General features: G+C 72.5%; 26 protein-coding genes. All 26 read left to right on the forward strand.

Annotated elements, in window-relative coordinates; all coding sequences use genetic code 11:
- Positions 1–363: flagellin (locus G1H19_RS16230; RefSeq protein WP_268895386.1), on the forward strand; the 363-nt coding region annotated here is incomplete at its 5' end.
- Positions 364–489: 126 nt separating this feature from the next.
- Positions 490–1,890, forward strand: a complete 1,401-nt coding sequence (fliD, locus tag G1H19_RS16235) for a flagellar filament capping protein FliD (RefSeq protein WP_152730924.1) — start codon at positions 490–492, stop codon at positions 1,888–1,890.
- A gap of 46 nt (positions 1,891–1,936) precedes the next feature.
- Complete coding sequence (gene fliS / locus G1H19_RS16240) at positions 1,937–2,323, forward strand: flagellar export chaperone FliS (protein ID WP_152730923.1); 387 nt, start codon at positions 1,937–1,939, stop codon at positions 2,321–2,323.
- Positions 2,320–2,673 (forward strand): hypothetical protein, encoded by a 354-nt coding sequence (locus tag G1H19_RS16245; RefSeq protein ID WP_152730922.1) that lies wholly within the window; start codon positions 2,320–2,322, stop codon positions 2,671–2,673. The genes fliS and G1H19_RS16245 overlap by 4 nt, the downstream gene beginning before the upstream one ends.
- Positions 2,674–3,040: 367 nt before the next feature.
- Complete coding sequence (gene flgB, locus G1H19_RS16250) at positions 3,041–3,391, forward strand: flagellar basal body rod protein FlgB (protein ID WP_235928153.1); 351 nt, start codon at positions 3,041–3,043, stop codon at positions 3,389–3,391.
- Positions 3,391–3,795, forward strand: a complete 405-nt coding sequence (locus G1H19_RS16255) for a flagellar basal body rod protein FlgC (RefSeq protein ID WP_152730920.1) — start codon at positions 3,391–3,393, stop codon at positions 3,793–3,795. The genes flgB and G1H19_RS16255 overlap by 1 nt, the downstream gene beginning before the upstream one ends.
- Positions 3,796–3,797: 2 nt before the next feature.
- On the forward strand, positions 3,798–4,130 hold the full coding sequence (fliE, locus tag G1H19_RS16260; RefSeq protein ID WP_152730919.1) for a flagellar hook-basal body complex protein FliE: 333 nt from the start codon (positions 3,798–3,800) through the stop codon (positions 4,128–4,130).
- The gene (fliF, locus tag G1H19_RS16265) at positions 4,130–5,725 is read left to right on the forward strand and encodes a flagellar basal-body MS-ring/collar protein FliF (RefSeq protein ID WP_152730918.1); all 1,596 of its coding nucleotides are present in this window, start codon (positions 4,130–4,132) and stop codon (positions 5,723–5,725) included. The genes fliE and fliF overlap by 1 nt, the downstream gene beginning before the upstream one ends.
- A gap of 2 nt (positions 5,726–5,727) precedes the next feature.
- The gene (gene fliG / locus G1H19_RS16270) at positions 5,728–6,816 is read left to right on the forward strand and encodes a flagellar motor switch protein FliG (protein WP_152730917.1); all 1,089 of its coding nucleotides are present in this window, start codon (positions 5,728–5,730) and stop codon (positions 6,814–6,816) included.
- Positions 6,809–7,702, forward strand: coding sequence for a FliH/SctL family protein (locus tag G1H19_RS16275; RefSeq protein ID WP_235909996.1), 894 nt, complete (start codon positions 6,809–6,811; stop codon positions 7,700–7,702). Before fliG ends, G1H19_RS16275 begins: the two co-directional genes overlap by 8 nt.
- The gene (locus G1H19_RS16280) at positions 7,699–9,000 is read left to right on the forward strand and encodes a FliI/YscN family ATPase (protein ID WP_162393081.1); all 1,302 of its coding nucleotides are present in this window, start codon (positions 7,699–7,701) and stop codon (positions 8,998–9,000) included. Before G1H19_RS16275 ends, G1H19_RS16280 begins: the two co-directional genes overlap by 4 nt.
- Positions 9,001–9,010: 10 nt before the next feature.
- Positions 9,011–9,499, forward strand: a complete 489-nt coding sequence (locus G1H19_RS16285; RefSeq protein ID WP_193616535.1) for a flagellar export protein FliJ — start codon at positions 9,011–9,013, stop codon at positions 9,497–9,499.
- Positions 9,487–10,494, forward strand: a complete 1,008-nt coding sequence (locus G1H19_RS16290; RefSeq protein WP_162393080.1) for a transglycosylase SLT domain-containing protein — start codon at positions 9,487–9,489, stop codon at positions 10,492–10,494. The genes G1H19_RS16285 and G1H19_RS16290 overlap by 13 nt, the downstream gene beginning before the upstream one ends.
- Entirely contained in the window at positions 10,491–12,299 is a 1,809-nt protein-coding gene (locus G1H19_RS24650) for a flagellar hook-length control protein FliK (protein ID WP_152730915.1), read from the forward strand. The genes G1H19_RS16290 and G1H19_RS24650 overlap by 4 nt, the downstream gene beginning before the upstream one ends.
- Positions 12,300–12,314: 15 nt before the next feature.
- Positions 12,315–13,106 carry a flagellar hook assembly protein FlgD gene (locus G1H19_RS22695; RefSeq protein ID WP_235909995.1) on the forward strand — a complete coding sequence of 264 codons (792 nt, stop codon included), beginning with the start codon at positions 12,315–12,317 and terminating at the stop codon, positions 13,104–13,106.
- Positions 13,107–13,147: 41 nt separating this feature from the next.
- On the forward strand, positions 13,148–14,419 hold the full coding sequence (locus tag G1H19_RS16305; RefSeq protein ID WP_152730914.1) for a flagellar hook protein FlgE: 1,272 nt from the start codon (positions 13,148–13,150) through the stop codon (positions 14,417–14,419).
- Between the two features lie 221 nt (positions 14,420–14,640).
- The gene (locus G1H19_RS16310) at positions 14,641–14,928 is read left to right on the forward strand and encodes a flagellar FlbD family protein (RefSeq protein ID WP_235928152.1); all 288 of its coding nucleotides are present in this window, start codon (positions 14,641–14,643) and stop codon (positions 14,926–14,928) included.
- Between the two features lie 3 nt (positions 14,929–14,931).
- On the forward strand, positions 14,932–15,711 hold the full coding sequence (locus G1H19_RS16315) for a motility protein A (protein WP_152730912.1): 780 nt from the start codon (positions 14,932–14,934) through the stop codon (positions 15,709–15,711).
- Between the two features lie 25 nt (positions 15,712–15,736).
- Complete coding sequence (locus tag G1H19_RS16320; RefSeq protein WP_162393078.1) at positions 15,737–16,642, forward strand: OmpA/MotB family protein; 906 nt, start codon at positions 15,737–15,739, stop codon at positions 16,640–16,642.
- Between the two features lie 11 nt (positions 16,643–16,653).
- Complete coding sequence (locus G1H19_RS16325; RefSeq protein ID WP_152730911.1) at positions 16,654–17,112, forward strand: flagellar basal body-associated FliL family protein; 459 nt, start codon at positions 16,654–16,656, stop codon at positions 17,110–17,112.
- A gap of 107 nt (positions 17,113–17,219) precedes the next feature.
- The gene (locus G1H19_RS24655) at positions 17,220–18,254 is read left to right on the forward strand and encodes a flagellar motor switch protein FliM (RefSeq protein ID WP_162393077.1); all 1,035 of its coding nucleotides are present in this window, start codon (positions 17,220–17,222) and stop codon (positions 18,252–18,254) included.
- On the forward strand, positions 18,251–18,997 hold the full coding sequence (fliN, locus tag G1H19_RS16335; RefSeq protein ID WP_152730910.1) for a flagellar motor switch protein FliN: 747 nt from the start codon (positions 18,251–18,253) through the stop codon (positions 18,995–18,997). Before G1H19_RS24655 ends, fliN begins: the two co-directional genes overlap by 4 nt.
- Positions 18,994–19,455, forward strand: coding sequence for a FliO/MopB family protein (locus G1H19_RS16340; protein WP_235909994.1), 462 nt, complete (start codon positions 18,994–18,996; stop codon positions 19,453–19,455). Before fliN ends, G1H19_RS16340 begins: the two co-directional genes overlap by 4 nt.
- On the forward strand, positions 19,452–20,267 hold the full coding sequence (gene fliP / locus G1H19_RS16345) for a flagellar type III secretion system pore protein FliP (protein WP_152730909.1): 816 nt from the start codon (positions 19,452–19,454) through the stop codon (positions 20,265–20,267). Before G1H19_RS16340 ends, fliP begins: the two co-directional genes overlap by 4 nt.
- Complete coding sequence (gene fliQ / locus G1H19_RS16350) at positions 20,264–20,539, forward strand: flagellar biosynthesis protein FliQ (RefSeq protein WP_162393076.1); 276 nt, start codon at positions 20,264–20,266, stop codon at positions 20,537–20,539. Before fliP ends, fliQ begins: the two co-directional genes overlap by 4 nt.
- Positions 20,540–20,545: 6 nt before the next feature.
- Positions 20,546–21,310: a flagellar biosynthetic protein FliR gene (gene fliR, locus G1H19_RS16355; RefSeq protein ID WP_162393075.1), complete on the forward strand. Its 765-nt coding sequence runs from the start codon at positions 20,546–20,548 to the stop codon at positions 21,308–21,310.

Here is a 21,310-nt window from a genome sequence, read left to right on the forward strand (position 1 = left end):
AGCTACATGACCAGCGGTGGCTTCGCCCTGAGCTCCTCGGCCGCCGACGTCGCCGCCGCCACCGTCAGCTTCACCGGTGGCAGCGGTGCTGCCGACGCCCTGACGGCGATCGACAAGGCGATCAGCACGGTCTCCACGGTCCGGGCGAACCTCGGTGCGCTGCAGAACCGGTTCGACCACACCATCAACAACCTCAACGTCGCGGTCGAGAACCTGACCGCGTCCGAGAGCCGGATCCGCGACACCGACATGGCCCAGGAGATGACGAACTTCACGAAGTCGCAGATCCTGAGCCAGGCCGGCACCGCCATGCTCTCCCAGGCCAACCAGGCCCCCCAGGGCATCCTCAGCCTGCTCCAGTGAGCTGACGGACAGCGGTAGCACCACCTGACACCAGCAGCACGAACACCCGCTGGACGACGGTGAGGGGGGAGGCCCTCGGCCTCCCCCCTCACCCCGTCCGTCCCCTGACAGCCCGGAGGCACACCCATGGCCAGCAACAGCACCATCGACGGTCTCGTCTCCGGGCTGGACACCACCAACGTCATCAAGCAGCTGATCGCCGTCGAGGCGCAGCCGCAGACCGTGCTGAAGAACCGCCAGTCTGCCGCCAAGACCGACGCCACGGCCTACCGATCGGCCAACACCCGGTTCGACTCGCTGCGCAGTGCAGCCGAGGCCCTCACCGCCGCCGGCGCCTACCAGGCCACCAAGGCCACCAGTTCCGCCGCCTCGGTCAGCGTGAGTGCCTCCGCGACCGCCACCCCCGCCTCCCTGACCTTCAACGTCGACCGGGTCGCCGCGCGGCACATGGTCATCAGCGACCGGACCTGGACCGCCACCAGCGACGCCTTCGGCGGGTCCGGCAGCACCCTCTCGCTCCCGAACGCCGACGGCACGGCCGGCAGCGTGGCCACCACCGGCACCCTGGCCGAGACCGTCGCCGCGATCAACGGCGGCACCTACGGGGTCACCGCAGCCGCCGTGCAGGTCGGTGCCACCACCTTCAAGCTCCAGCTCACCGCCAAGGACTCCGGCGCGGCCAAGGTGTTCACCGCCGCCGCCGGCGCGGACACCTTCGGCACGACTGTCCAGCAGGGCATCGACGCGCAGGTCACCGTGGGCTCCGGCGGCGGCAGCTACCAGGCGACGTCGAGCAGCAACACCTTCACCGGCCTGCTGGACGGCGTCACGCTGACCGTGAGCACCGCCGCGGCAGCCACTCCGGTCACGGTCAGCGTCAGCAGCGACCCGAGTGCGATCTCCGGCAAGGTGAAGACTCTGATCGAGTCCGCCAACGAGGCGCTGAAGACGATCACCTCGCTCACCGACTACAAGAGCACCACCGCGCTGCTCAAGGGCGACAGCACGCTGCGCGGCCTGGCCAACCAGATCCTGGACGCGGTCTCCTCGGCGATCGGCGGGCGCTCCGCGGCCGAGGTCGGCATCTCGCTGACCCGCACCGGCAGCCTCACGTTCGACGCGGCGAAGTTCAGCACCGCGCTGGCCGCGGACCCCGCGCTCGCGCAGAAGCTGGTCGGCGGCACGCTGGCCAAGGCCGAGGTGATCGCCGACCCGATGGCCACCCCGCCGGTGGTCGGCTCCCCCGCGGTCCCCGCCGTGGACGGGCTGGCCGCGCGGATGCTCACCATCGCCAAGGGCGCCAGCGACGCCACCACCGGCTCGCTGACCCTGCTGGCCAAGAACAAGGACAGCGCGGCGACCGACTTCCAGGGCCGGATCGACGCCTGGGACGTTCGCCTGGCCAGCCGCACCCTGTCCCTGGAGAAGTACTACACCGCCCTCGAGACCAGCCTCGGCAAGCTCAAGAACCAGTCCAGCTGGCTGGACGGTCAGCTGGCGAACCTGCCCAGCTGGTCCCGTCGATGACGCACTCCCCTGCGAAGCACCACCCCTCTACCCAGGAGCTCCCCCGATGAGTGCAGCCTCCCTTCGCGCCCGCTACCTCAGCGACACGGTGTCCACCGCCTCCCCCCAGCGCCTGCTCGTCATGCTCTACGACCGGCTCGCCCTGGACCTGGAGCGCGCCCAGGCCGCCCTCGGCAGCGGCGACCGGCAGACCGCGAACGACACGCTGCGCAACGCGCAGGCGATCGTGTTCGAGCTGCGCGAGAGCCTGAACGTCGACGCCTGGGAGGGTGGCCCGCGGCTCTCGGCGTTGTACAGCTGGCTGCTCGGCGAGCTCGTGCTCGCCAACGTGCAGGGCAACGTCCGCAAGGTGGCCGACTGCCGCACCATCGTCGAGCCGCTGCGCGACGCCTGGCGGGAGGCCGCCGCGTCGCTCGCCATGGCGAGCGCATGAGCCTGGACCGCCGCTCCCCCGGCGTCGGGACGCCGGCGGACAGCTGGCCCGACGTGCTCGACGTCCTCGAGGGCGAGCTGATCGACGCGCAGCGGGCCATCGCCGGTGTCGACACCGACGCGATCGTCGAGTGGGGCCGGCGGATGACCGACTGGATCCCGCCGAACGCCCTGGGCCCGGTGCCCGACGACCTGCGCGAGCGGGCCGCCCGCCTGCTGCAGCACCAGCTGGCCGTCGCCGAGGAGATCGTCGAGCGGATCACGCAGAGCAAGAAGCAGCGCGACGTCGCGGCACGCATGGCCTACGCACCGAGCCGGCCGATCGCCGCCTTCATCGACCGGCCCATCTGATCCCGCTCGCCACCCGTCACCTCCCCCGCACACCGGCCCGGCCCCTCTCGAGGGGCCGGGCCGCAGTCGTTCCCGGGGCCTGCAGCAACCTCGCCCGCCAGCCGACATTGCGTCACACCCGAACTCGTCACCCACCGTCGGGGACAGCGCGCGGTGATCACCCGGATCGGTGGGTATGCCCGCCCGACCAGGCGTTTCCCGCTCGCGCGACGTCACGGTCCGGGCCCGGACTGCCGATGAGGACAGTGCACGGAGAGCACCCCATTGTCGCCACGGACGGCGATCTCACCGTACGACCTGAGCGTCGTGCGGCGTCCTGCGGAGGTCCCACCGTGCCCTGCTGTCCCCGTCGTGCCGGAAGCGCCTCGTGATCATCGAGGACCGCACCCAGGTCGCCCTGCACGCAGCCCTCGACGGGCTGTCCCAGCGCCAGCGGGTCACCGCCGACAACATCGCCAACGTCAACACGCCCGGCTTCCTGGCCGGCGTCACCGACTTCGAGTCGACCCTGAAGAGCCAGCTCGCCGACGGCGAGCGGGCCACCCTGGAGAGCGGCTCGATCGCCCGGTCGCTGCAGCCCACGCGCACCGACGGCAACAACGTCAACCTCGACACCGAGGTCACGACCGCCACCGAGACCGGGCTGCGCTACCAGCTGGCCATCAACGCCCTCGACGGCAAGTACGCGCTGCTGCGCGCTGCCATGCGGACGCAGTGATGAGCACCTTCTCGGCGATCACCACTGCGGGCTCCTCCCTCTACGTGCACCGCAAGTGGATGGACGCGGTCTCGGACAACATCGCCAACATCAACACGGCGACGTCGCCCGACGAGCCGGCCTTCCGGGAGCGGTTCATCCAGGCCCAGGCCGTCGAGTACGGCACCGGCCAGGGCGGCGTCCGGGTCGCCGGCGCGCAGCTCGGCAGCGCCGAGGGCCTGCTGGTGTACGAGCCGGAGAACCCGCTGGCCGACGAGGCCGGCTACGTGCGCAAGCCCGACATCGACCTCGGCGAGCAGATGACCTACCTGCTCATGTCCCAGCGCGGCTACCAGGCGAACCTCGCCGTCGTCGAGCGCGCCACCACCTCCTACGAAGCCGCACTCCGGCTCGGGAAGGGCTGATCATGACCTCCGCCATCAGCGGGCTGACGTTCCCCGCCATGCCGGCCATCGGTGCCGTCGGCGGCCCCGACGCCACGAGCGCCGCGGCCGGCACCCCGTCGACCACCGCCTCGGGTGCCAGCTTCGCCGACGTGCTCACCAGCCAGGTCGACCGGCTGAACGCCGTGCAGGGCAAGGCCGACACCCTGGCCGCGCAGGCCGCCACCGGGGACCTGCAGGACGCGCACGACTACCAGATCGCCGCCACCCAGGCCCAGCTGACCACCGAGATGGTCGTCTCGCTGCGCAACAAGGGCGTTGAGGCGTTCAACGACATCATGCGGATGCAGATCTGATGCCCGGCGCCATGAACGTCCAGCTGGACAAGATGCGCTCGGTCCTGTCCACCATCAGCGTCGGCCAGAAGGTCGTCATCGGCCTGCTCGTGGCCGGCCTGCTCCTCGGCGGCGTGTTCTTCACCCAGTGGATCACCAAGCCCACGTACGCCCCACTGTTCTCCAACCTCGCCGCGGCCGACGCCTCGGCCATCGTCGACGAGCTCAACGCGCAGGGCGTCGAGAACGAGGTCACCGACGGCGGCAGCACGATCATGGTGCCCAAGGACCAGGTCTACGACCTCCGGCTGTCCATGGCCGGCAAGGGCCTCACCGCCAGCGAGGAGACCGGCTACGCGCTGCTCGACGAGCAGGGCATCACCACCAGCGAGTTCAAGCAGCAGGTCGACTACCAGCGCGCGCTGCAGGGCGAGCTCGCCTCGACCCTGGAGTCCATGGACGGCGTCGAGACCGCCGTGGTGAAGCTGGCCATCCCGGAGGACACCGTCTTCACCGACGACCAGGGCACGCCCACCGCCTCGGTGCTGCTGGACCTCGCGGCCGGCACCCAGCTCAGTGGTGAGCAGGTGCAGTCGGTGACCAACCTCGTCAGCTCCAGCGTCGAGGGCATGGACGCCAAGGACGTCACCGTCGCCAACTCCGAGGGGCAGCTGCTGTCCACCGCCGGCAGCGGCATCTCCGCCGGCGGCAGCGACGCCCAGTCGCAGGCCGAGGCCGACTACGAGGCCCGGATCACCGCGAATGCCCAGCGCATGCTGGACACCGTGGCCGGTCCCGGCAACGCGGTCGTGGCCGTGCGGGCCGACCTGGACTTCGACGAGCGGGCCAGCACCGAGGAGAGGTACGACTACAACGACGACACCCCGGCCCTGTCGGAGTCCACGCAGACCGAGGGCTACAACGGCGACGGAGGCAACGCCGTCGGCGGGGTGCTCGGCCCGGAGAACCAGGTCGGCGCCGGTACCGGCGGCGAGTCGGCATACACCAAGACCGACACCACGAAGAACAACGCCGTGGACAAGATCACCGAGACCGTCAACAGCGCCGGCGGCGACGTCAAGCGGCTGACCGTGTCGGTGATCATGAACAACGCCTCGGCCGGCGTCGCGCCGCCCGCCCCGAACATCATCGAGGACGTCGTCAGCCAGGCGGTCGGCCTGGACCAGACCCGGGGTGACGCCATCACGGTCGCCAACGTCGCCTTCGACACCTCGGCGGCGGAGAACGCGGCCGCCGCACTGGCCGAGGCCGAGGCGGCCGATGCCAAGGCCCAGATGATGTCGCTGGTCAAGACCGGCGCCATCGCCCTGGGCATCGTCCTGCTCGTGCTGATCGTGTGGCTGAGGTCCCGCCGCGGCCGGGCGGCCGAGGAGGAGGACGAGCAGTACCAGGAGCTCGAGCTCTCCGACGAGCACATGCTCGAGCTGGAGCGGCTGCGGGTGGAGAGCAGCCGGGACGCAGCCCTCGACGCCCGCAAGGCCGAGCTGGAAGGGGCCCAGCGCGAGCGGGTCCGCAGTGAGATCTCGGAGATGATCAGCGACCGTCCCGACGAGGTCGCCGTCATGTTGCGCAGCTGGTTCGCGGAGGCCAAGTAGAGATGACCATCGCCAACGTCGAGGACCTGGCCGGGCTGCTCAGCCCGTCCACGGCCGTCATGCCCGCCTCGCGGAGCACGGCCCGGATCAACCTCCCGGGCCTGCGCAAGGCGGCCATGTTCCTGGCCCAGCTCTCCTCCGAGGAGGCCGGCCTCTTGATGAGCAAGATGCGGCCCAGCGAGGTCGAGGCGGTGACCAGCGAGCTGATGAAGCTCGAGGGCGCGGTGGACCCGGAGACCGTCGACGGGGTGCTCGGGGAGTTCCACGAGCTCATGCAGGCCCGTCGCTTCGTCGGGCACGGTGGTTTCGAGTTCGCCCGGGACATGCTGTCCGCGGGCCTCGGCGCCGACCGCGCGGAGGCCGTGCTCAACCGGCTCAACGTGGTCTACTCCGAGATCCCGTTCGCCTCGCTGCGCAACGGCGACGTCCGGCAGCTGGTCACCTTCCTCAAGGACGAGCACCCGCAGGTCATCGCCCTGGTGCTGGCCCACCTGCCCGCCGCGCAGTCCGCGGAGGTGCTGTCCCGGCTGTCCCCGGACATGCAGGGCGTGGTCGCCCACCGCATCGCCACGATGGACCGCACCTCCCCGGACATGGTGCGCATGGTCGAGGAGGAGCTCGGCCGTCGCATGGGCTCGATGATCACCAACCAGGACCTCGCCTCGGTGGGCGGCGTCAGCGCACTGGTCGAGATCATCAACCGCTCGGCCCGGCCGGCCGAGCGCTCGATCCTGGACGGGCTGGAGAGCACCGACCCGGAGCTCGCCGAGCAGGTGCGCGCCCAGATGTTCGTCTTCGAGGACATCGTCACCATCGACGACCGGTCGCTGCAGCTGGTGCTCCGCGACGTCGAGGCCAACGACCTGGCGACGGCGCTGAAGGGCGTGCGCCCGGACGTGCGGGACAAGATCACCCGGAACCTGAGCGAGCGGGCAGCGGAGAACCTGCTGGAGGAGATGGAGCTGCTCGGCCCGGTGCGTGCCCGCACCGTCGAGGAGGCGCAGGCGAAGGTCGTCACCGTCATCCGCGCCATGGAGGAGCAGGGCACCCTCACGATCAGCCGCGGGGGCGAGGATGAGTTCGTTGCGTGAGTCCGCGCTGCTCCGGGGTGAGTCGGCAGCCTCGGCCCGCCCCTACCGCGCCGCCGGCGAGGACGACATCGGGTCCGTCGCCGGCGGTGGGCGCATCCGCGGAGCCCGGTCGGCTCCCGCGCCGGCGCCGGCCGCCGCGCCGGCGCGGCCCTCGGCTGCGCCGGCCCCGCGTCCGGTGCCGTCCACCGAGCAGCGGCCCGACCTGCGGGCCCGCGCCACCCGGCCGGCCGGCACCACCGCGGACGCCGCCGCTGCCGGCGACCCCCGGGCCGCGATGGCCGGGCAGCGGCCCGCCGTCCGGCTGGACGAGGTGTACGCCGACGAGCTGACCCGGCTGCACGAGCAGGCGCGCGCCGCCGGTCACGCCGCCGGCTACGCCCAGGGGCTCGCCGCCGGCGCCGCCCAGTCGGCGGCCGCGGTGGCCGAGGCCGAGCGGGCCGCCGCCGACCGCCTCGCCGTGGTGCACCAGCACTGGGAGCGGCAGTGGTCCAGCGCGGCCGCCGCCCTGGCCACCGCCGCCGCCCGCTTCGACTCCGCGGTCGCCCCCGTCGCCGACGAGGTCAGCGACCTGATCACCGACAACGTGTTCGACCTGGTGGCCGAGCTGCTCGGCCGCGAGCTGGCCGCCGCCACCACCCCGGGCCGCGACGCCGTCCGGCGCGCGCTGGGCATGTGCCCGGCCGACGCGCCCGTCGTCGTGCGCCTGCACCCCGAGGACCTGGCCAGCCTGACCGCCGGCGACCGCACCGAGCTGCGCGCAGGCGTGACGATCGTGCCGGACGCCGGCGTCGAGCGCGGCGGCGCGCTGGCCGAGAGCGGCCCGCGCCGGATCGACGCCCAGCTCGGCCCGGCGCTCGAGCGCGTGCGCCAGGTGCTCCTCCCGTGAGCTCGCTCCAGGCGCTGGCCGCGGCTCGTGCCGCCGCCCGCCCGGCCGTGACCGGGTCGGTCACCGGCGCGATGGGCCTCACGCTGAGCGTCGACGGCGTCGTGGCGGCGGTCGGCGACCTCGTCGAGGTGGGGGCCGCCCGGCCGCTGCTGGCCGAGGTCGTGGCCGTGCACCGGGACCGGCTCACCTGCATGCCGCTCGGCGACATCTCCGGCGTGCACGCCGGAGCGCCGGTGCGCGCCACCGGCCGCCCGCTGCAGGTGCCGGTGGGCACGGCCCTGCTCGGCCGGGTGCTCGACGGGCTGGGTCGCCCGATCGACGGCGGCCCGCCGATCGCCTCCGCCGTCGACTACGTGGACCTGTCCAGCGAGACGCCGAACGCGCTGACCCGCAGCCGGGTGGACGAGCCGCTCACCTTCGGCGTGCGCGCGCTGGACACCCTGGTGCCCTGCGGCAAGGGCCAGCGCCTGGGCATCTTCGCCGGCTCCGGCGTCGGCAAGTCCACGCTGCTGAGCCAGATCACCCGCGGCACCAACGCCGACATCCGGGTCATCGGGCTGATCGGTGAGCGTGGCCGCGAGGTGCGCGAGTTCATCGAGGACGACCTGGGCCCCGAGGGCATGGCCAACACCGTCGTCGTGGTCGCCACGTCCGACGAGCCGCCGCTGGTGCGCCTCAAAGCCGCCTTCGTCGCCACCCGGATCGCCGAGGCCTTCCGCGACCAGGGTCGCGACGTGCTGCTGATGATGGACTCGATCACCCGCACCGCCATGGCCCAGCGCGAGGTCGGCCTGAGCGCGGGCGAGCCGCCGGCCACCCGCGGCTACCCGCCGAGCGTCTTCGCGATGATGCCCAAGCTGCTGGAGAAGGCCGGCACGTCCACCACCGGCTCGATCACCGGCCTCTACACCGTGCTGGTGGAGGGCGACGACCACAACGAGCCGATCGCCGACACCGCCCGGTCGATCCTCGACGGCCACATCGTGCTGACCCGCAAGCTCGCGACCGCCGGCCACTTCCCGGCGATCGACGTGCTGGAGTCGATCTCCCGCGTCGCACCGGCGGTCACCACGCCGGCCCAGATGGCCGACGCGCGGGAGGTGCGGCGGCTCATGGGCGCGCTGCGCGACGTGCGCGAGCTCATCGAGATCGGGGCGTACCAGGAGGGCGCCGACCCGGTGGTCGACCGCGCACGCCAGCTCAGCCCGGCCATCGACGCGTTCCTGCAGCAGGGCACCGGTGACCTCACGCACCCGATGGAGTCCTGGGCCCGGCTGCACCACGTCGTGACGCAATGACGGTGACGCGATGAAGCGCCAGGCGTTCCGGCTGGCGCCGGTGCTGGAGCTGCGTCGCCGCGAGGAGCGGATCGCCGCCCTCGCCGCCGCGCAGGCCGCGGCCCAGGCTGCGGCCGCCGACGAGCGGGCGACCGCGCAGGAGCAGGCACTGCGCACGGCGGCCGCGCCTCCCAGCGGCGACGCCGGCGCCTTCGTCAACGCCCTGCTCCGCGGGCACATGGCGGTCGAGGACGCCTCGGCCGCGCGGGCGCTCGCGGCTGCCCAGGCCGAGCAGTCGGCACTGGTCCGGAGCCGGTGGACGGCGGCCGCGCAGCGCACCAAGGGCCTGGAGCGGCTGCAGGAGCGGCACGCCGCCGCACTGGCCCACGCGGACGACGTCGCAGAGATCCGCACCGTGGACGACCTGGTCACGCGTCAACACGCCGATGGAGTAGGTGACGGCCGTCAGCACGACGGTCCCGACACCGACGACGAGCAGGAGGCGACGTGGACGGCCTGAGTGCTGTGCAGAGCCGGATCGGTGAGATCCAGGCCCGCTTCACGCCGAACACCGTGGCGCGCTCGGCGGCGGCCACCTGGCAGAGCGCGGCCACGGCCAGCGGCCTCAGCGGCAGCACCGCCTCCGACGCCGTCAGCCAGCTGCTGGGCACCGGCAGCAGCAACGGCGACCGCGCGGTGGCCGCGGCGACCGCCTACCTCGGCGTCCCCTACCAGTGGGGCGGCACCGACCCGACGAAGGGCCTGGACTGCTCCGGCCTGACCCAGCGGGTCTACGCCGACCTCGGCGTCGCCATCCCGCGCACCTCCTCCCAGCAGGCGACGGCGGGCACCCCGGTGGCCTCGCTGGCCGAGGCGCTGCCCGGGGACCTGGTGTTCTTCGACAACACGTCCTCCCGCCCCGGCATCGACCACGTCGGCATCTACGCCGGCAACGGCAAGATGATCGCCGCCCCGCAGGAGGGCGAGGTCGTCAAGCTGCAGGCCGTCGGCACGCCGACCGTGATCCGGCGCATCCTGCCGGCCGACCAGACCCCGTCGCTGCTCTCCGGGCTCACCGCGCAGGCCGCCGCTCCCACCTCGGCCACGGCGGCGGCCACCGCGGCCGGTCCGCTGCGCGGGGTGCCCTACGCCGACCTGTTCACCAAGGCCGCCACCGCCCACGGCATCTCCCCCGCGCTGCTCGCCGCCGTCGCCAAGACCGAGTCGAACTTCGACACCTCCGCGGTGTCGCCGGCCGGCGCCCAGGGCCTCATGCAGTTCATGCCCGCCACGGCCCGCGGCCTCGGCGTCGACCCGCGGGACCCGGCGTCGGCCATCGACGGCGCGGCCCGCTACCTGCGCCAGCTCACCGACCAGTTCGGCTCGACCGACCTCGCCCTGGCTGCCTACAACGCAGGTCCGGGCACCGTCTCCCGCCACGGCGGGATCCCTCCCTACCCCGAGACGCAGGCCTACGTGACCAAGGTCAAGACCACCGCGGCGGGTCTCTCGTGACCGCCCCCCTGTCCGGCGCGTCCGCGTCGGCCACCGTGACGGCCCGCGTGGCCGCCCCGGCCGCCGGCGTGTCGGCGTCGGTGTCCTTCGCCGCCCTGCTCGACGGCGCCCGCTCCGCGAACGCCCCGGCCGCCCGGCCCGAGCCCCGCGCCGAGCGCCCCGTCCTGGACCGGGCGCCGCTGGCCCGGCCGACCCTGCCCGACCGCACCTCCGACCGGGCCCGCGAGCGGGTGTCCGGCGCCGCCGACCGTGCCGCCGACCGGACCGGTGACAAGGCCGACCGCACCGCCGACCGCACCGCCGAGAAGGCCGCCGCGCGCAGCGAGCACGCGGCGGAGAAGGCCGGCGAGCGGGACGACACCCGCCCCCGCCCGGAGGCCCGGCCGGCCCGTGGTCCCGCGGCCCGCAGTCAGGACCGTGCCGACGAGGTGCACACGCCGACCGATCGTCCGGTCGACGACGACGCCGCCGACGCCGCCGGTGACGCCGTCTCCGGCACCGAGCGCGTCGACGTCCCGGTGCCGACGGCCCCGGTGGAGCAGGCCACCACCGTCGCCGTCTGGGCCCCGGTCACGCAGCCGGCCCCGGCGGTCACCGCCGAGGTGTCGGTGGACGTCGCCGCGGTCGCGTCCGTCGGCGCGGCGACCGGCTCGTCCGCGGCGGCGGCGGCGTCCGCGTCCCTCGCCCTCGAGACGGCTGCCGCCCCGCAGCCGGGCCCCCGACCGGCGACCGCCGCCACGGAGCCCACCGCCGCGGCCACCGCGGCCGCCCCGCAGGCGGCCCCGGCCGCTGCCGCCGCGCCGGTGCCCGGCACGACGGTCCCCACGGCGGCCCAGCTGCCGGCGGCGCTGCTCACCGCCGCCGCGGCGACCGACCCCGCCGGCAGCCACCCCGCCGTCGAGGCGACCACCGTCCCGACCGCAGCGGGCGCCTCCGCGTCCGGCGTCTCGGTCTCCGGTGTCTCCGTCACCGGGGCCACCGGGGCCACCGGTCCCGGCCTGTCGCTGTCGTCGCTGACCGCGGCGGCCGGCTTCCTGGCCGGTCCCCCGACCCCCGTCGACGGTGCCGCCGCGACCGCGCCGGCCGGCAGCGCCGGCGCCACGGCCACCGCTGCTGCCGTCGTCCCGGCACCGCTGCTGTCCGCGCTCACCGCCCTCACCGGCGCGCCGCGGAACCCGGCCGCACCGGTGGCCGCCGCAGTCGAGGTGCCCGCGGAAGCGTCGACCAGCGGTGTCACGTCCGGCACCGCACCGGCCACGACGACGGCGGCGCCGGTCACCGCGACCGCGGCACCCACCGCCGCGCCGCGCGACCCCGAGCTCGCCCAGCAGCTGTCCCGCCAGCTCGCGGTCCTGCACGGTGCCGCGAACGGCGGCTCCGAGATGACCCTGCACGTCACCCCGGACACCCTCGGACCGGTGGCCGTGCACGCCCGGGTCACCGACGGCCGGGTCGAGCTGACCATGCGCGGCGCCCACGACCAGGCTCGCCTGGCCCTGCTCGACGCCGTCCCCGACCTGCGGCAGGACCTCACCACCGCCGGGCTCGTCGTCACCCGGGTCGAGGTCGACCCGAGCACCGACACCCGTGCCTGGGCCGACGGCCGGGGCGACAGCGGTCAGCAGCAGCCCGGCACCGCCGCCGGCAGCAGCGACGGCCGCGGCGCCGGCTCCGGGCAGCAGTCCGGCGACGACCGCACCCGCCCGTGGCGACCCGCGCCCGGCGCCGTGCCCGGGCCCGTCTCCCCCACCTCCGACACGTCCGCGTCCGTGGCAGCCGCCACCGGGCTCGACGTCCGCGCCTGACCGAGAGGACCTCCCATGACCACTCCTGTCTCGAACATGCCAGAGAGCTCCTACGCGGCCATGCGCAAGCGGATCGGCAACCCGTCGACCAACAGCACGGGCATGTCGGCCAGCTCCCTCGCGGCGATGAAGGCCGCCCCCGACCTGTCGGTCGGCGGTGGCACCACCGCCCTGGCCAACCCCAAGGCCAACGACAAGGACACCTTCCTCAAGCTGCTGGTCGCCCAGATGAAGTACCAGGACCCCTCCAAGCCGGCCGACAGCAGCCAGCTCATGGCGCAGACCGCCACCTTCAGCCAGGTGGAGAAGCTGCAGGAGCTCGTCAAGCAGAACGCCACGCTGATGTCCTCCCAGCGCACGCTGACCGCCAGCGCGATGGTCGGCCACACGGTGGCCTACACCGCCACCGACGGCACGGCGAAGACCGGCCTGGTCACCTCGGTGCGGATCGGCACCGACGCCAAGGAGGCCGAGGCCGTCGTCAACGGGGTCGCCGTCCCGCTGGGTCGGGTCACCACCATCACCACCGCCGACGCCGCGGCGATCGAGGCCAAGGCCGTCGCCGACGCCAAGGCCGCGGCCGACGCGAAGGCAGCCGAGGTCAAGGCCGCCGCGGACGCGAAGGCAGCCGCCGACGCGAAGGCCGCCACCCCGACCACGGGCGCGACACCGACGTCGCCGTCCGGCACCACCACCGGCACGACAGGGACGTCGGCCACCGGGAGCACGGGCACGACAGGGACGTCAGCCACCGGCACCACCAGCGACTCGAAGTCCGACAGCGGCAGCGGCGCACCCGCCGCCTGACCGCCCCTCCGTCGTCCACCCCTCTCACCGGGAGAAGAACCATGCTGCGCTCGATGTTCTCCGCCGTCGCCGGCCTCAAGGCACACCAGACCAAGCTCGACGTGACCGGCAACAACATCGCCAACGTCAACACCGTCGGCTACAAGACCCAGAGCGTCGTCTTCCAGGACACGCTGTCCCAGCTGGTGCGGGCGGCCTCCGCCCCCACCGAGGACACCGGTGGCACCAACCCGACCCAGGTCGGCCTCGGCGTCAAGGTCGCCGGCGTGACCACCAACTTCGGCCAGGGCTCCACCCAGAACACCGGGCGGGTCGAGGACTTCATCATCAACGGCGACGGCTTCTTCGTCACCGCGCAGGGCAACAACCAGCTGTTCACCCGGGCCGGCTCGATGACCTACGACGGCACCGGCCACCTGGTCACCCCGGACGGCGCGCTGCTGCAGGGCTGGACCGCCGACGCCAACGGCAAGATCGACACCTCCGGCCCGATCGACAGCCTGACCATGCCCTTCGGCCAGATCCTGCCGCCGGTGCCCACCAGCACCAACGCGATCAAGGGCAACCTCAACGCCTCGGCCGCGAACCCGATCGTCGGGCCGCCCGCGGTCCCGGGTGCCGTCGTCACCAGCGTGGTGGACATGTTCGACAAGCAGGGCAACAAGCTCACGTTCACCTACTCGTTCACCAAGACCGGCCCGAACGCCTGGACCATGTCGATGAACGACTCGACCGGGACCGCCGTCGGTGGCTTCACGCCCGTGAACCTGACCTTCGACGCGACCGGCAAGCTGACGGCGCCGGCGTCGGGCACGACCACCTTCACCGCCACCTCGGCCGCGACCCCGAACCCGTACGCCAACTGGGGCACGCCCGTCGTCGTCGACTTCTCCAAGATGACCCAGTTCAGCGAGAAGTCCGGCGTCGACAGCACGGTGCAGAACGGCATGACCACCGGCACGCTGCAGTCCTTCGGCCTCACCGACGACGGCGTCCTGCAGGGCACCTACTCCAACGGCCAGACCAAGGCCCTGGGCCAGCTGGCCATCGCCTCGTTCAACAACCCCGGCGGCCTGGTCAAGTCCGGCGCCAGCTCGTTCAAGTCCGGCGACAACTCCGGTCAGCCGCTCATCGGCATCGGTGGCAGCGGCAGCCGCGGCACCCTGGCGTCCGGCTCGCTGGAGATGAGCAACGTCGACCTGGCCGAGGAGTTCACCGGGCTGATCATCGCCCAGCGCGGGTTCCAGGCGAACAGCCGCGTGATCACCACCTCCGACGAGATCCTGCAGGAGCTCGTCCAGCTCAAGCGCTGACCCCCTCCCCTCCCGCCAAGATGGCCATCTTGGCGCCGCACTAATGGCCATCTTGGCGGCGCCTTCATGGCCATCTCGGCGGGAACGAGCGCCCGGTCCGTCGCCGTCCGACGGGGACGGACCGGGCGATCGGCTACACCCGCACCACCCCACGACCGATGACACAGAGGGGCCCCCGAGGCCCGCCACCCCCAGCCGGAAGAAGGACCACCGTGATCTGCGTGACGCGACTCAACGGGGACGAGTTCGCGGTCAACCCCGACCTCATCCAGCGCGTGGAAGCACACCCCGACACCGTCATCACGCTGCTGGACGACACGAAGTACATCGTGGCCGAGAGCGTGCCGCACGTGATCCGGCAGATCCGCGACTTCCGCGCCAGCGTGCTGCACACGGCACACCTGATGGACGTCGGGGCCTACGCGGCCCCGGTGCTCGAGGACCCGTCCACCGAGGACGACACGCGCGCTCCCGCCGTGCTCGCCTTCCCGATGCGCGAGGAGCGCTGACCCATGGACCCCGCCACGATCATCGGGATCGTCCTGGCCCTGGTCTCCCTCGTGATCATGATGGTCCTCGAGGGGTCCAGCCCGCTGGCGATCTTCCTGCTGCCGCCGCTGATCCTCGTGTTCGGCGGCACGTTCGGCGCCGCGATCGCCGGCCTGGCGATGTCCGACGTCGGCAAGATCGGCGCCTGGATGAAGCAGGGCCTCATGCCCCCCAAGGTGCCGCCGATCACCGAGAAGATCCAGACGCTGGTCAGCCTGGCCGAGAAGGCCCGCAAGGAGGGCCTGCTCGCGCTGGAGGCCGAGGTCAAGAACATCGACGACCCGTTCCTCAAGCGCGGCCTGCAGATGAGCATCGACGGCACCGACCCGGAGGACCTGCGCGCCGTCCTGGAGGCCGAGATCGCGGCGAAGAAGGCCGAGGACAAGGTCGCCACCAAGTTCTTCACCGCCATGGGCGGCTACGCCCCGACGGTCGGCATCATCGGCACCGTCGTCGGTCTGGTCCACGTGCTGGAGAACCTGAGCAACCCCGACAGCCTCGGCCCGCTGATCGCCGCGGCGTTCATCGCGACCCTCTGGGGCGTGCTCTCGGCGAACGTCTTCTGGCTGCCGATGGGCGCCAAGATCGCCCGGAACAGCGACCTGGAGGCCGCCCAGATGATGATGCTCGTCGAGGGCATCTCGGAGATCCAGGCCGGCACCAGCCCGCGCACCGTGCGGCAGAAGCTGACCTCCCTCATCCCACCGAGCGAGCTCGCCAAGGCCGCGAAGGCCGCGGCATGACCACGACCGTGCACGGGCGGCGGACGTGAGCGGCGGCGGGCACGCCCCCAAGAAGGGACGCCGGGCGCAGCACCACGAGGAGGAGGAGCACGAGAACCACGAGAGGTGGCTGGTCTCCTACGCCGACATGGTCACCCTGCTGATGGTGCTCTTCATCGTGCTCTTCGCGATCAGCCAGGTGGACGCGAAGAAGTTCGACCAGCTCGCCACCGGGCTGGCCGAGAGCTTCGGCGCCCCGATCACCTCGATGGGCCAAGGCGCGTCGAGCGAGGCCAGTGTCTTCGACGGCTACCCGTCCCCGGTGCAGGTGACCGAGGACGTGCCGGAGAGCAAGGCCGAGCAGTCCGCAGAGGAAGCAGCCGCAGCTGCGAAGGCAGCCGCAGCCGCGGCCGAGGCCACGCAGCGCGAAGCACAGGCCACCTACGACCAGCTGGCTGCGGCCAAGGCTGCGTTGCAGGCGGCCCTGGACGCGGCCGGCTACCCGAACGCGGCGAAGTTCGAGATCACCGAGCGCGGGCTGGTGGTGCACGTGATCGCCGACCAGCTCCTGTTCGACGCGGAGCAGGCCGTGCTGCGGGCACCGGGGAAGAGCGTGCTGGACGCGATCGCCCCCACCCTGCGGGGGCTCCCGCAGGACATCGCGGTGGAGGGTCACGCCAACTCGCTGCCGGTCACCCCCGGCGGTCGGTACTCCTCCAACTGGCAGCTCTCCACCGACCGGGCCTCGGTGATCGTCGAGTACATCACCACCACGGGCCGCGTGGCCGAGGACCGCATGTCGGCCACCGGCTACAGCAGCACCAAGCCGCTGCTGCCCGACTCCGACCCGAACGCGATGTCCGTCAACCGCCGGGTGGACGTCGTCGTCCTGTCCGACGCGTCCAGCGCCGCCAACCAACTGCTGCCCGTCATCGACGCAGCCCAGAACTGAGGAGCGAGGCCATGAGCACCAAGACCAAGGAGAAGGACGACAAGGCGCCCGCCGACGGGGAGGAGGCCAAGGGCGGCAAGAAGAAGATCCTGATCATCGCGGTGGTCGCGCTGCTGGCCGTGGGCGCGGCGCTGTACTTCTTCGTGTTCTCCGGCAGCGAGGCAGAGGCGGCACCGGTCGAGGGCACCGTCCTCACCCTGGAACCGGTCGCGGTGAACCTGGCCGGTGGCGGCTACCTCAAGGTGGGCATCGCGCTGCAGTTCACCGAGGCGGCCGGCGGTGGCGGGCACGGTGGAGCACCCGACGGCTCCAAGGCCCTGGACCTGCTCATCTCGCAGTTCTCCCAGGCCCAGCCCGCCGACGTCACCACCGCCCGGGACGCCCTCAAGGCCGACCTGCAGAAGAAGATCATCGAGGCCTACCACCACGACGTGATGGGCATCTACTTCACCGAGTACGTCACGCAGTAGCACCACCTCAGCACCGCCCGCACCACCCGCCCACCCCGTCGCGCACCGACCGCGACGGGGTGGGCGCACCGGTCAGGGTGCCCACCGGCACCGCCGATGAGCACCTCGTGAGCCGATCCGACGCCGTCGCCCCCGCGCGCGGCAGTGCTCCCCCGCCGGGGGTGAGCAACAGCCGAGCGCGCCGCAGCGAGCCCCGCGACTACGACTTCCGGCGGCCGACCAAGCTCTCCCGTGACCACGTCCGGGTCCTGCAGAACTCGCAGGAGGACTTCGCCCGCGCGGCGACGACGATCCTCACGTCCCTGCTGCGCACCGGCGCCCGGATGGACCTGGTGGGGATCGAGCAGCACTCCTACGAGGAGTACGCCACCAGCCTGCCGGACCCCTACTTCGTCGCGAACTTCACCTTCGAGCCGCTGCAGGGCAAGGGCCACCTCGCCTTCCCGCTCGACGTCGCGATGGCCACCGTCGACCACATGCTGGGCGGCTCCGGGACCGCCGAGCAGCCCATGCGGCCGATGACCATCATGGAGGCCTCGCTCGAGAAGCACCTGCTCGACCGGCTGCTGATGGAGATGGCCCGCTCGATGGAGCCGATCACCCGGATCGAGCCGGTGCTCGGCGAGCTCGAGTACAACCCTGCTCTCGCCCAGACCGCCGTGGGCTCGGAGACCGTGATGGTCTTCAGCTTCGAGCTGCAGGTCGGTGCCCGGGAGACCGTGGCCACCCTGGTGCTGCCCTTCTCCTCCTTCGCGGCCTCCCTGGCCAGCGCGACGTCGCCGCAGCTGTCGGAGTCCGCGCGCGCCAAGCGCGCCCGGGCCGCCGAGGCCGTCGCGGCGCGGCTCAACCAGGTGCCGGTCGACGTGAGCATCCGGTTCAACCCGCTCGAGGTGGCCAGCCACGACCTGCTGTCCCTCGCAGTCGGCGACGTGCTGCTGCTGCGGCACCCCAAGGACTCCCCGCTCGAGGTCATCACCAACGACGTCACGTTCGCGCACGCGATCGCCAGCAACCACCGCCGGCGGCTCGCGGCCTCGATCGTCCCCACCCCGCCCGCCGGGTCCGGCCCCGGCGCACGAGGCCGGGCCCCCACCCGCTCCCCCAGCGCACCCGTCGGACCGAGCCCAGAGGACACCGCATGAGCACCGCGCCCCGAACCGACGACTCGGCCACCGTCCAGGCGGCCATCGCAGCCGCGGCCCAGGCCGCCGCCGACCTCGTGCCGGCGTCGGTCCCGCTGGTGTCCGGCGAGGCCGTGCACGACCCGGACCTCGTCGACCTGCCGGCCGACGCCGAGCAGGCCGTCACCGCCCGGCTGTCCGGGGAGATCAGCGGCGACATCGTGCTGGTCGTCTCCCGCGACGTCGTGGAGGCGCTGCAGAACTCCCCCGTGGGCACGATGGACGTCGCCACCGCGCTGCGCCCCGCCCTGGAGGCCGCCGCCGCCCAGCTCGGCCGGGTGCGGGTCTCCTCCGAGCGCGTCGAGGACCCGGTGGCCGCGATGGACGGGCTGCGCGACAAGGGCATGTTCGTCGCCGTCCCGCTGCTCGGCGCCGGTGCGGAGCAGGCGGTCTTCGCCCTGCAGGTCGACCTGCCCGTGCCGCCCGGCAGCACCCGGCCGCCCGGCAGCCTGGACCTGCTGCGCAACGTGGCCATGGAGGTCACCGTCGAGATCGGCCGCACCCGGATGACCGTGGCCGAACTGCTGTCGCTGCACCCCGGCGAGGTCATCGAGCTCGACCGCGCCGCCAGCGCGCCGGCCGACCTGCTGGTCAACGGCACGCTCATCGCCCGCGGGGAGGTCGTCGTCGTCGACGAGGACTTCGGGCTGCGGATCTCGGAGATCGTCACCGACGCCGCCGAGCTCGGGAACCCGCCGGCATGAGCACCGCCTGGATGATCATCCGCCTGGTGCTGTCGCTGGCGTTCGTCGCCGGCGTGCTGCTGATGGCCGCTCGGGTCGCGAAGAAGCGCGGCCTGGGCGGCGGGGGCAGCCTGATCGAGGTCCTCGCCAGCCAGCGCATGGGCCGCTCGAGCAACGTGTCGGTGCTGCGCATCGGCGAGCGGGTGCTGGTCGTGGGCGCCACCGACCAGCAGATCACGCTGCTCGGCGAGATGGACCCCGACGCGGTCGACGAGGCGCTGGCCTCCTCCCGGCCGGCCCGCTCCGGCGCCGACGACGACCCTGACGACTCCGACGACTACACCGACGGGGACCTGCTGCCGGCGCCCCGCCGGACCCCGGCCCGCCACTCCAGCGGCATCACCGCAGGCTCCGTGCTGGACCGCGCCGCCTGGGGGTCGATGGTCTCCGAGCTGCGGGAACGCACGGTGCGACGATGACCCGGCGGCTGGACCGGGCCGGCCTGCTGGCCCTCCTGGTGCTGGCGATGGCCCTGCTGAGCACGGTGCTGGCGGGTGCGGCCTCGGCCGCGCCGGTCGCTCCCACCGCGCCCGTCGCCCCCGTCGCCCCGGCCGCGGTCGACGGCGCCGGCACGGGCGTCGTGGACATCTCCGTCGGCAGCGGCAGCCCCAGCACCGCCGTGACGCTGATCCTGGCGCTCACCGTGCTGTCGGTCGCGCCGTCGCTGCTGCTGCTGACCACCAGCTTCACCAAGATGCTGGTCGTCCTGTCGCTCACCCGCAACGCCCTGGGCATGGCCTCCTCGCCGCCCAACCAGGTGCTCACCGGCATCGCGCTGTTCCTCACGCTGTTCGTGATGGGCCCGGTGTTCGGCGACATCAACGACGTCGCCGTCCAGCCCTACATGGACGGTGCGATCACCGCCGGGCAGGCCTACGACGCCGGCACCGTGCCGCTCAAGGACTTCCTGCTGCACAACACCCGGGACGACGAGCTGGAGCTGATGGTCGGCCTGTCCGGTGAGGAGGCGCCGGCGAACGCCGCCGACGTCAGCCTCACCACGCTGATCCCGGCCTTCGTGCTGTCGGAGCTGAAGAGCGCCTTCATCATCGGGCTGGTCATCTTCATCCCGTTCCTGGTGCTGGACATGCTGGTCAGCGCCGCGCTGATGAGCCTGGGCATGATGATGGTGCCGCCGTCGATCGTGTCGCTGCCGTTCAAGCTGCTGCTGTTCGTCGTCGTCGACGGCTGGGCGCTGATCACGACCGCACTGGTGGGGTCCTACTCGTGAGCGACGCCGACGTCACCCACATCGCGCTGCAGACCATGCTGCTGGCGGCCAAGGTCTCCGCGCCGATCCTGCTGACCGCCCTGCTCGTCGGGTTCGCCATCTCGCTGTTCCAGGCGGCCACCCAGATCCAGGAACAGACGCTGTCGTTCGTGCCCAAGATGATCGCGGTGGCCGTGGCCCTGCTGGTCACCGGCAACTGGGTGCTGCACGAGATGGTCTCCTTCACCCACCACCTGTTCGAGCTGCTCCCGGCACTGCTGGGCAGGAGCTGACCGGCGGTGGACCTCCAGGTCTCGGAGGTGACCCTGGTGGCGTTGCTCCTGGGCACCGTCCGGGCCGCCGGGTTCATCCTCACCGCACCCCCGTTCAACAACAAGGCGATCCCGTCCTCGGTCAAGGGCGCCCTGGCCACGATGCTCGGCCTGGTGGTCATGCCCGACCTCGCCGAGACGATGCCGGTCGTGACGGCCAGCTTCCTGCTGGTGTCGGTGGTGACCGAGCTGGCGGTGGGGGCGGCGCTGGGCTTCATCGTCCAGCTGCTGTTCACCGCCGTGCAGACCGCCGGTGACATCCTCGACGTGACCGGCGGCTTCTCGCTGCAGCCGGCCTACGACCCGCTCGCGATGACGATGAACTCGACGATCGGCCGCCTGCACTACCTCCTGGCGACGACGCTGCTGTTCACCAGCGGCGCGCACCTGGTGCTGGTGCGGGGCTTCGTCCTCTCCTACCGCGGCCTGCCGCTGGGCGGCGGGCTGCCCACCGACCAGCTGGCCGACGTGCTCATCACCAGCTTCTCGATGATGTTCCTGGCCGCGCTGCAGATCGCCGGCCCGCTGGTCGCCGTCCTGCTGCTGTCCGACGTCGCGCTGGGCATCCTCAGCCGGGCGGCCCCGGCCATGCAGCTGTTCAACCTCAACTTCCCGGTCAAGATCCTGGTCGTGCTGGTGCTGCTGGGGCTCACCTTCCCGCTGCTGCCGCCCGCGCTGTCGACCCTGATCGAGGCGGCCACCCGCGCCATGCTCTCGCTGTCGAGCGGCTGA

It is taken from the genome of Goekera deserti, assembly GCF_010685995.1.
In the GTDB taxonomy this organism is placed as follows: Bacteria; Actinomycetota; Actinomycetes; order Mycobacteriales; family Geodermatophilaceae; genus Goekera; species Goekera deserti.

Bases quoted from the DNA above. Each gene is read 5' to 3' on its own strand.
- fliD (WP_152730924.1), top strand. From the start codon at position 490: ATGGCCAGCAACAGCACCATCGACGGTCTCGTCTCCGGGCTGGACACC.
- fliS (WP_152730923.1), top strand. From the start codon at position 1,937: ATGAGTGCAGCCTCCCTTCGCGCCCGCTACCTCAGCGACACGGTGTCC.
- G1H19_RS16245 (WP_152730922.1), top strand. From the start codon at position 2,320: ATGAGCCTGGACCGCCGCTCCCCCGGCGTCGGGACGCCGGCGGACAGC.
- G1H19_RS16255 (WP_152730920.1), top strand. From the start codon at position 3,391: ATGAGCACCTTCTCGGCGATCACCACTGCGGGCTCCTCCCTCTACGTG.
- fliE (WP_152730919.1), top strand. From the start codon at position 3,798: ATGACCTCCGCCATCAGCGGGCTGACGTTCCCCGCCATGCCGGCCATC.
- fliF (WP_152730918.1), top strand. From the start codon at position 4,130: ATGCCCGGCGCCATGAACGTCCAGCTGGACAAGATGCGCTCGGTCCTG.
- fliG (WP_152730917.1), top strand. From the start codon at position 5,728: ATGACCATCGCCAACGTCGAGGACCTGGCCGGGCTGCTCAGCCCGTCC.
- G1H19_RS16285 (WP_193616535.1), top strand. From the start codon at position 9,011: ATGAAGCGCCAGGCGTTCCGGCTGGCGCCGGTGCTGGAGCTGCGTCGC.
- G1H19_RS22695 (WP_235909995.1), top strand. From the start codon at position 12,315: ATGACCACTCCTGTCTCGAACATGCCAGAGAGCTCCTACGCGGCCATG.
- G1H19_RS16305 (WP_152730914.1), top strand. From the start codon at position 13,148: ATGCTGCGCTCGATGTTCTCCGCCGTCGCCGGCCTCAAGGCACACCAG.
- G1H19_RS16315 (WP_152730912.1), top strand. From the start codon at position 14,932: ATGGACCCCGCCACGATCATCGGGATCGTCCTGGCCCTGGTCTCCCTC.
- G1H19_RS16325 (WP_152730911.1), top strand. From the start codon at position 16,654: ATGAGCACCAAGACCAAGGAGAAGGACGACAAGGCGCCCGCCGACGGG.
- fliN (WP_152730910.1), top strand. From the start codon at position 18,251: ATGAGCACCGCGCCCCGAACCGACGACTCGGCCACCGTCCAGGCGGCC.
- G1H19_RS16340 (WP_235909994.1), top strand. From the start codon at position 18,994: ATGAGCACCGCCTGGATGATCATCCGCCTGGTGCTGTCGCTGGCGTTC.
- fliP (WP_152730909.1), top strand. From the start codon at position 19,452: ATGACCCGGCGGCTGGACCGGGCCGGCCTGCTGGCCCTCCTGGTGCTG.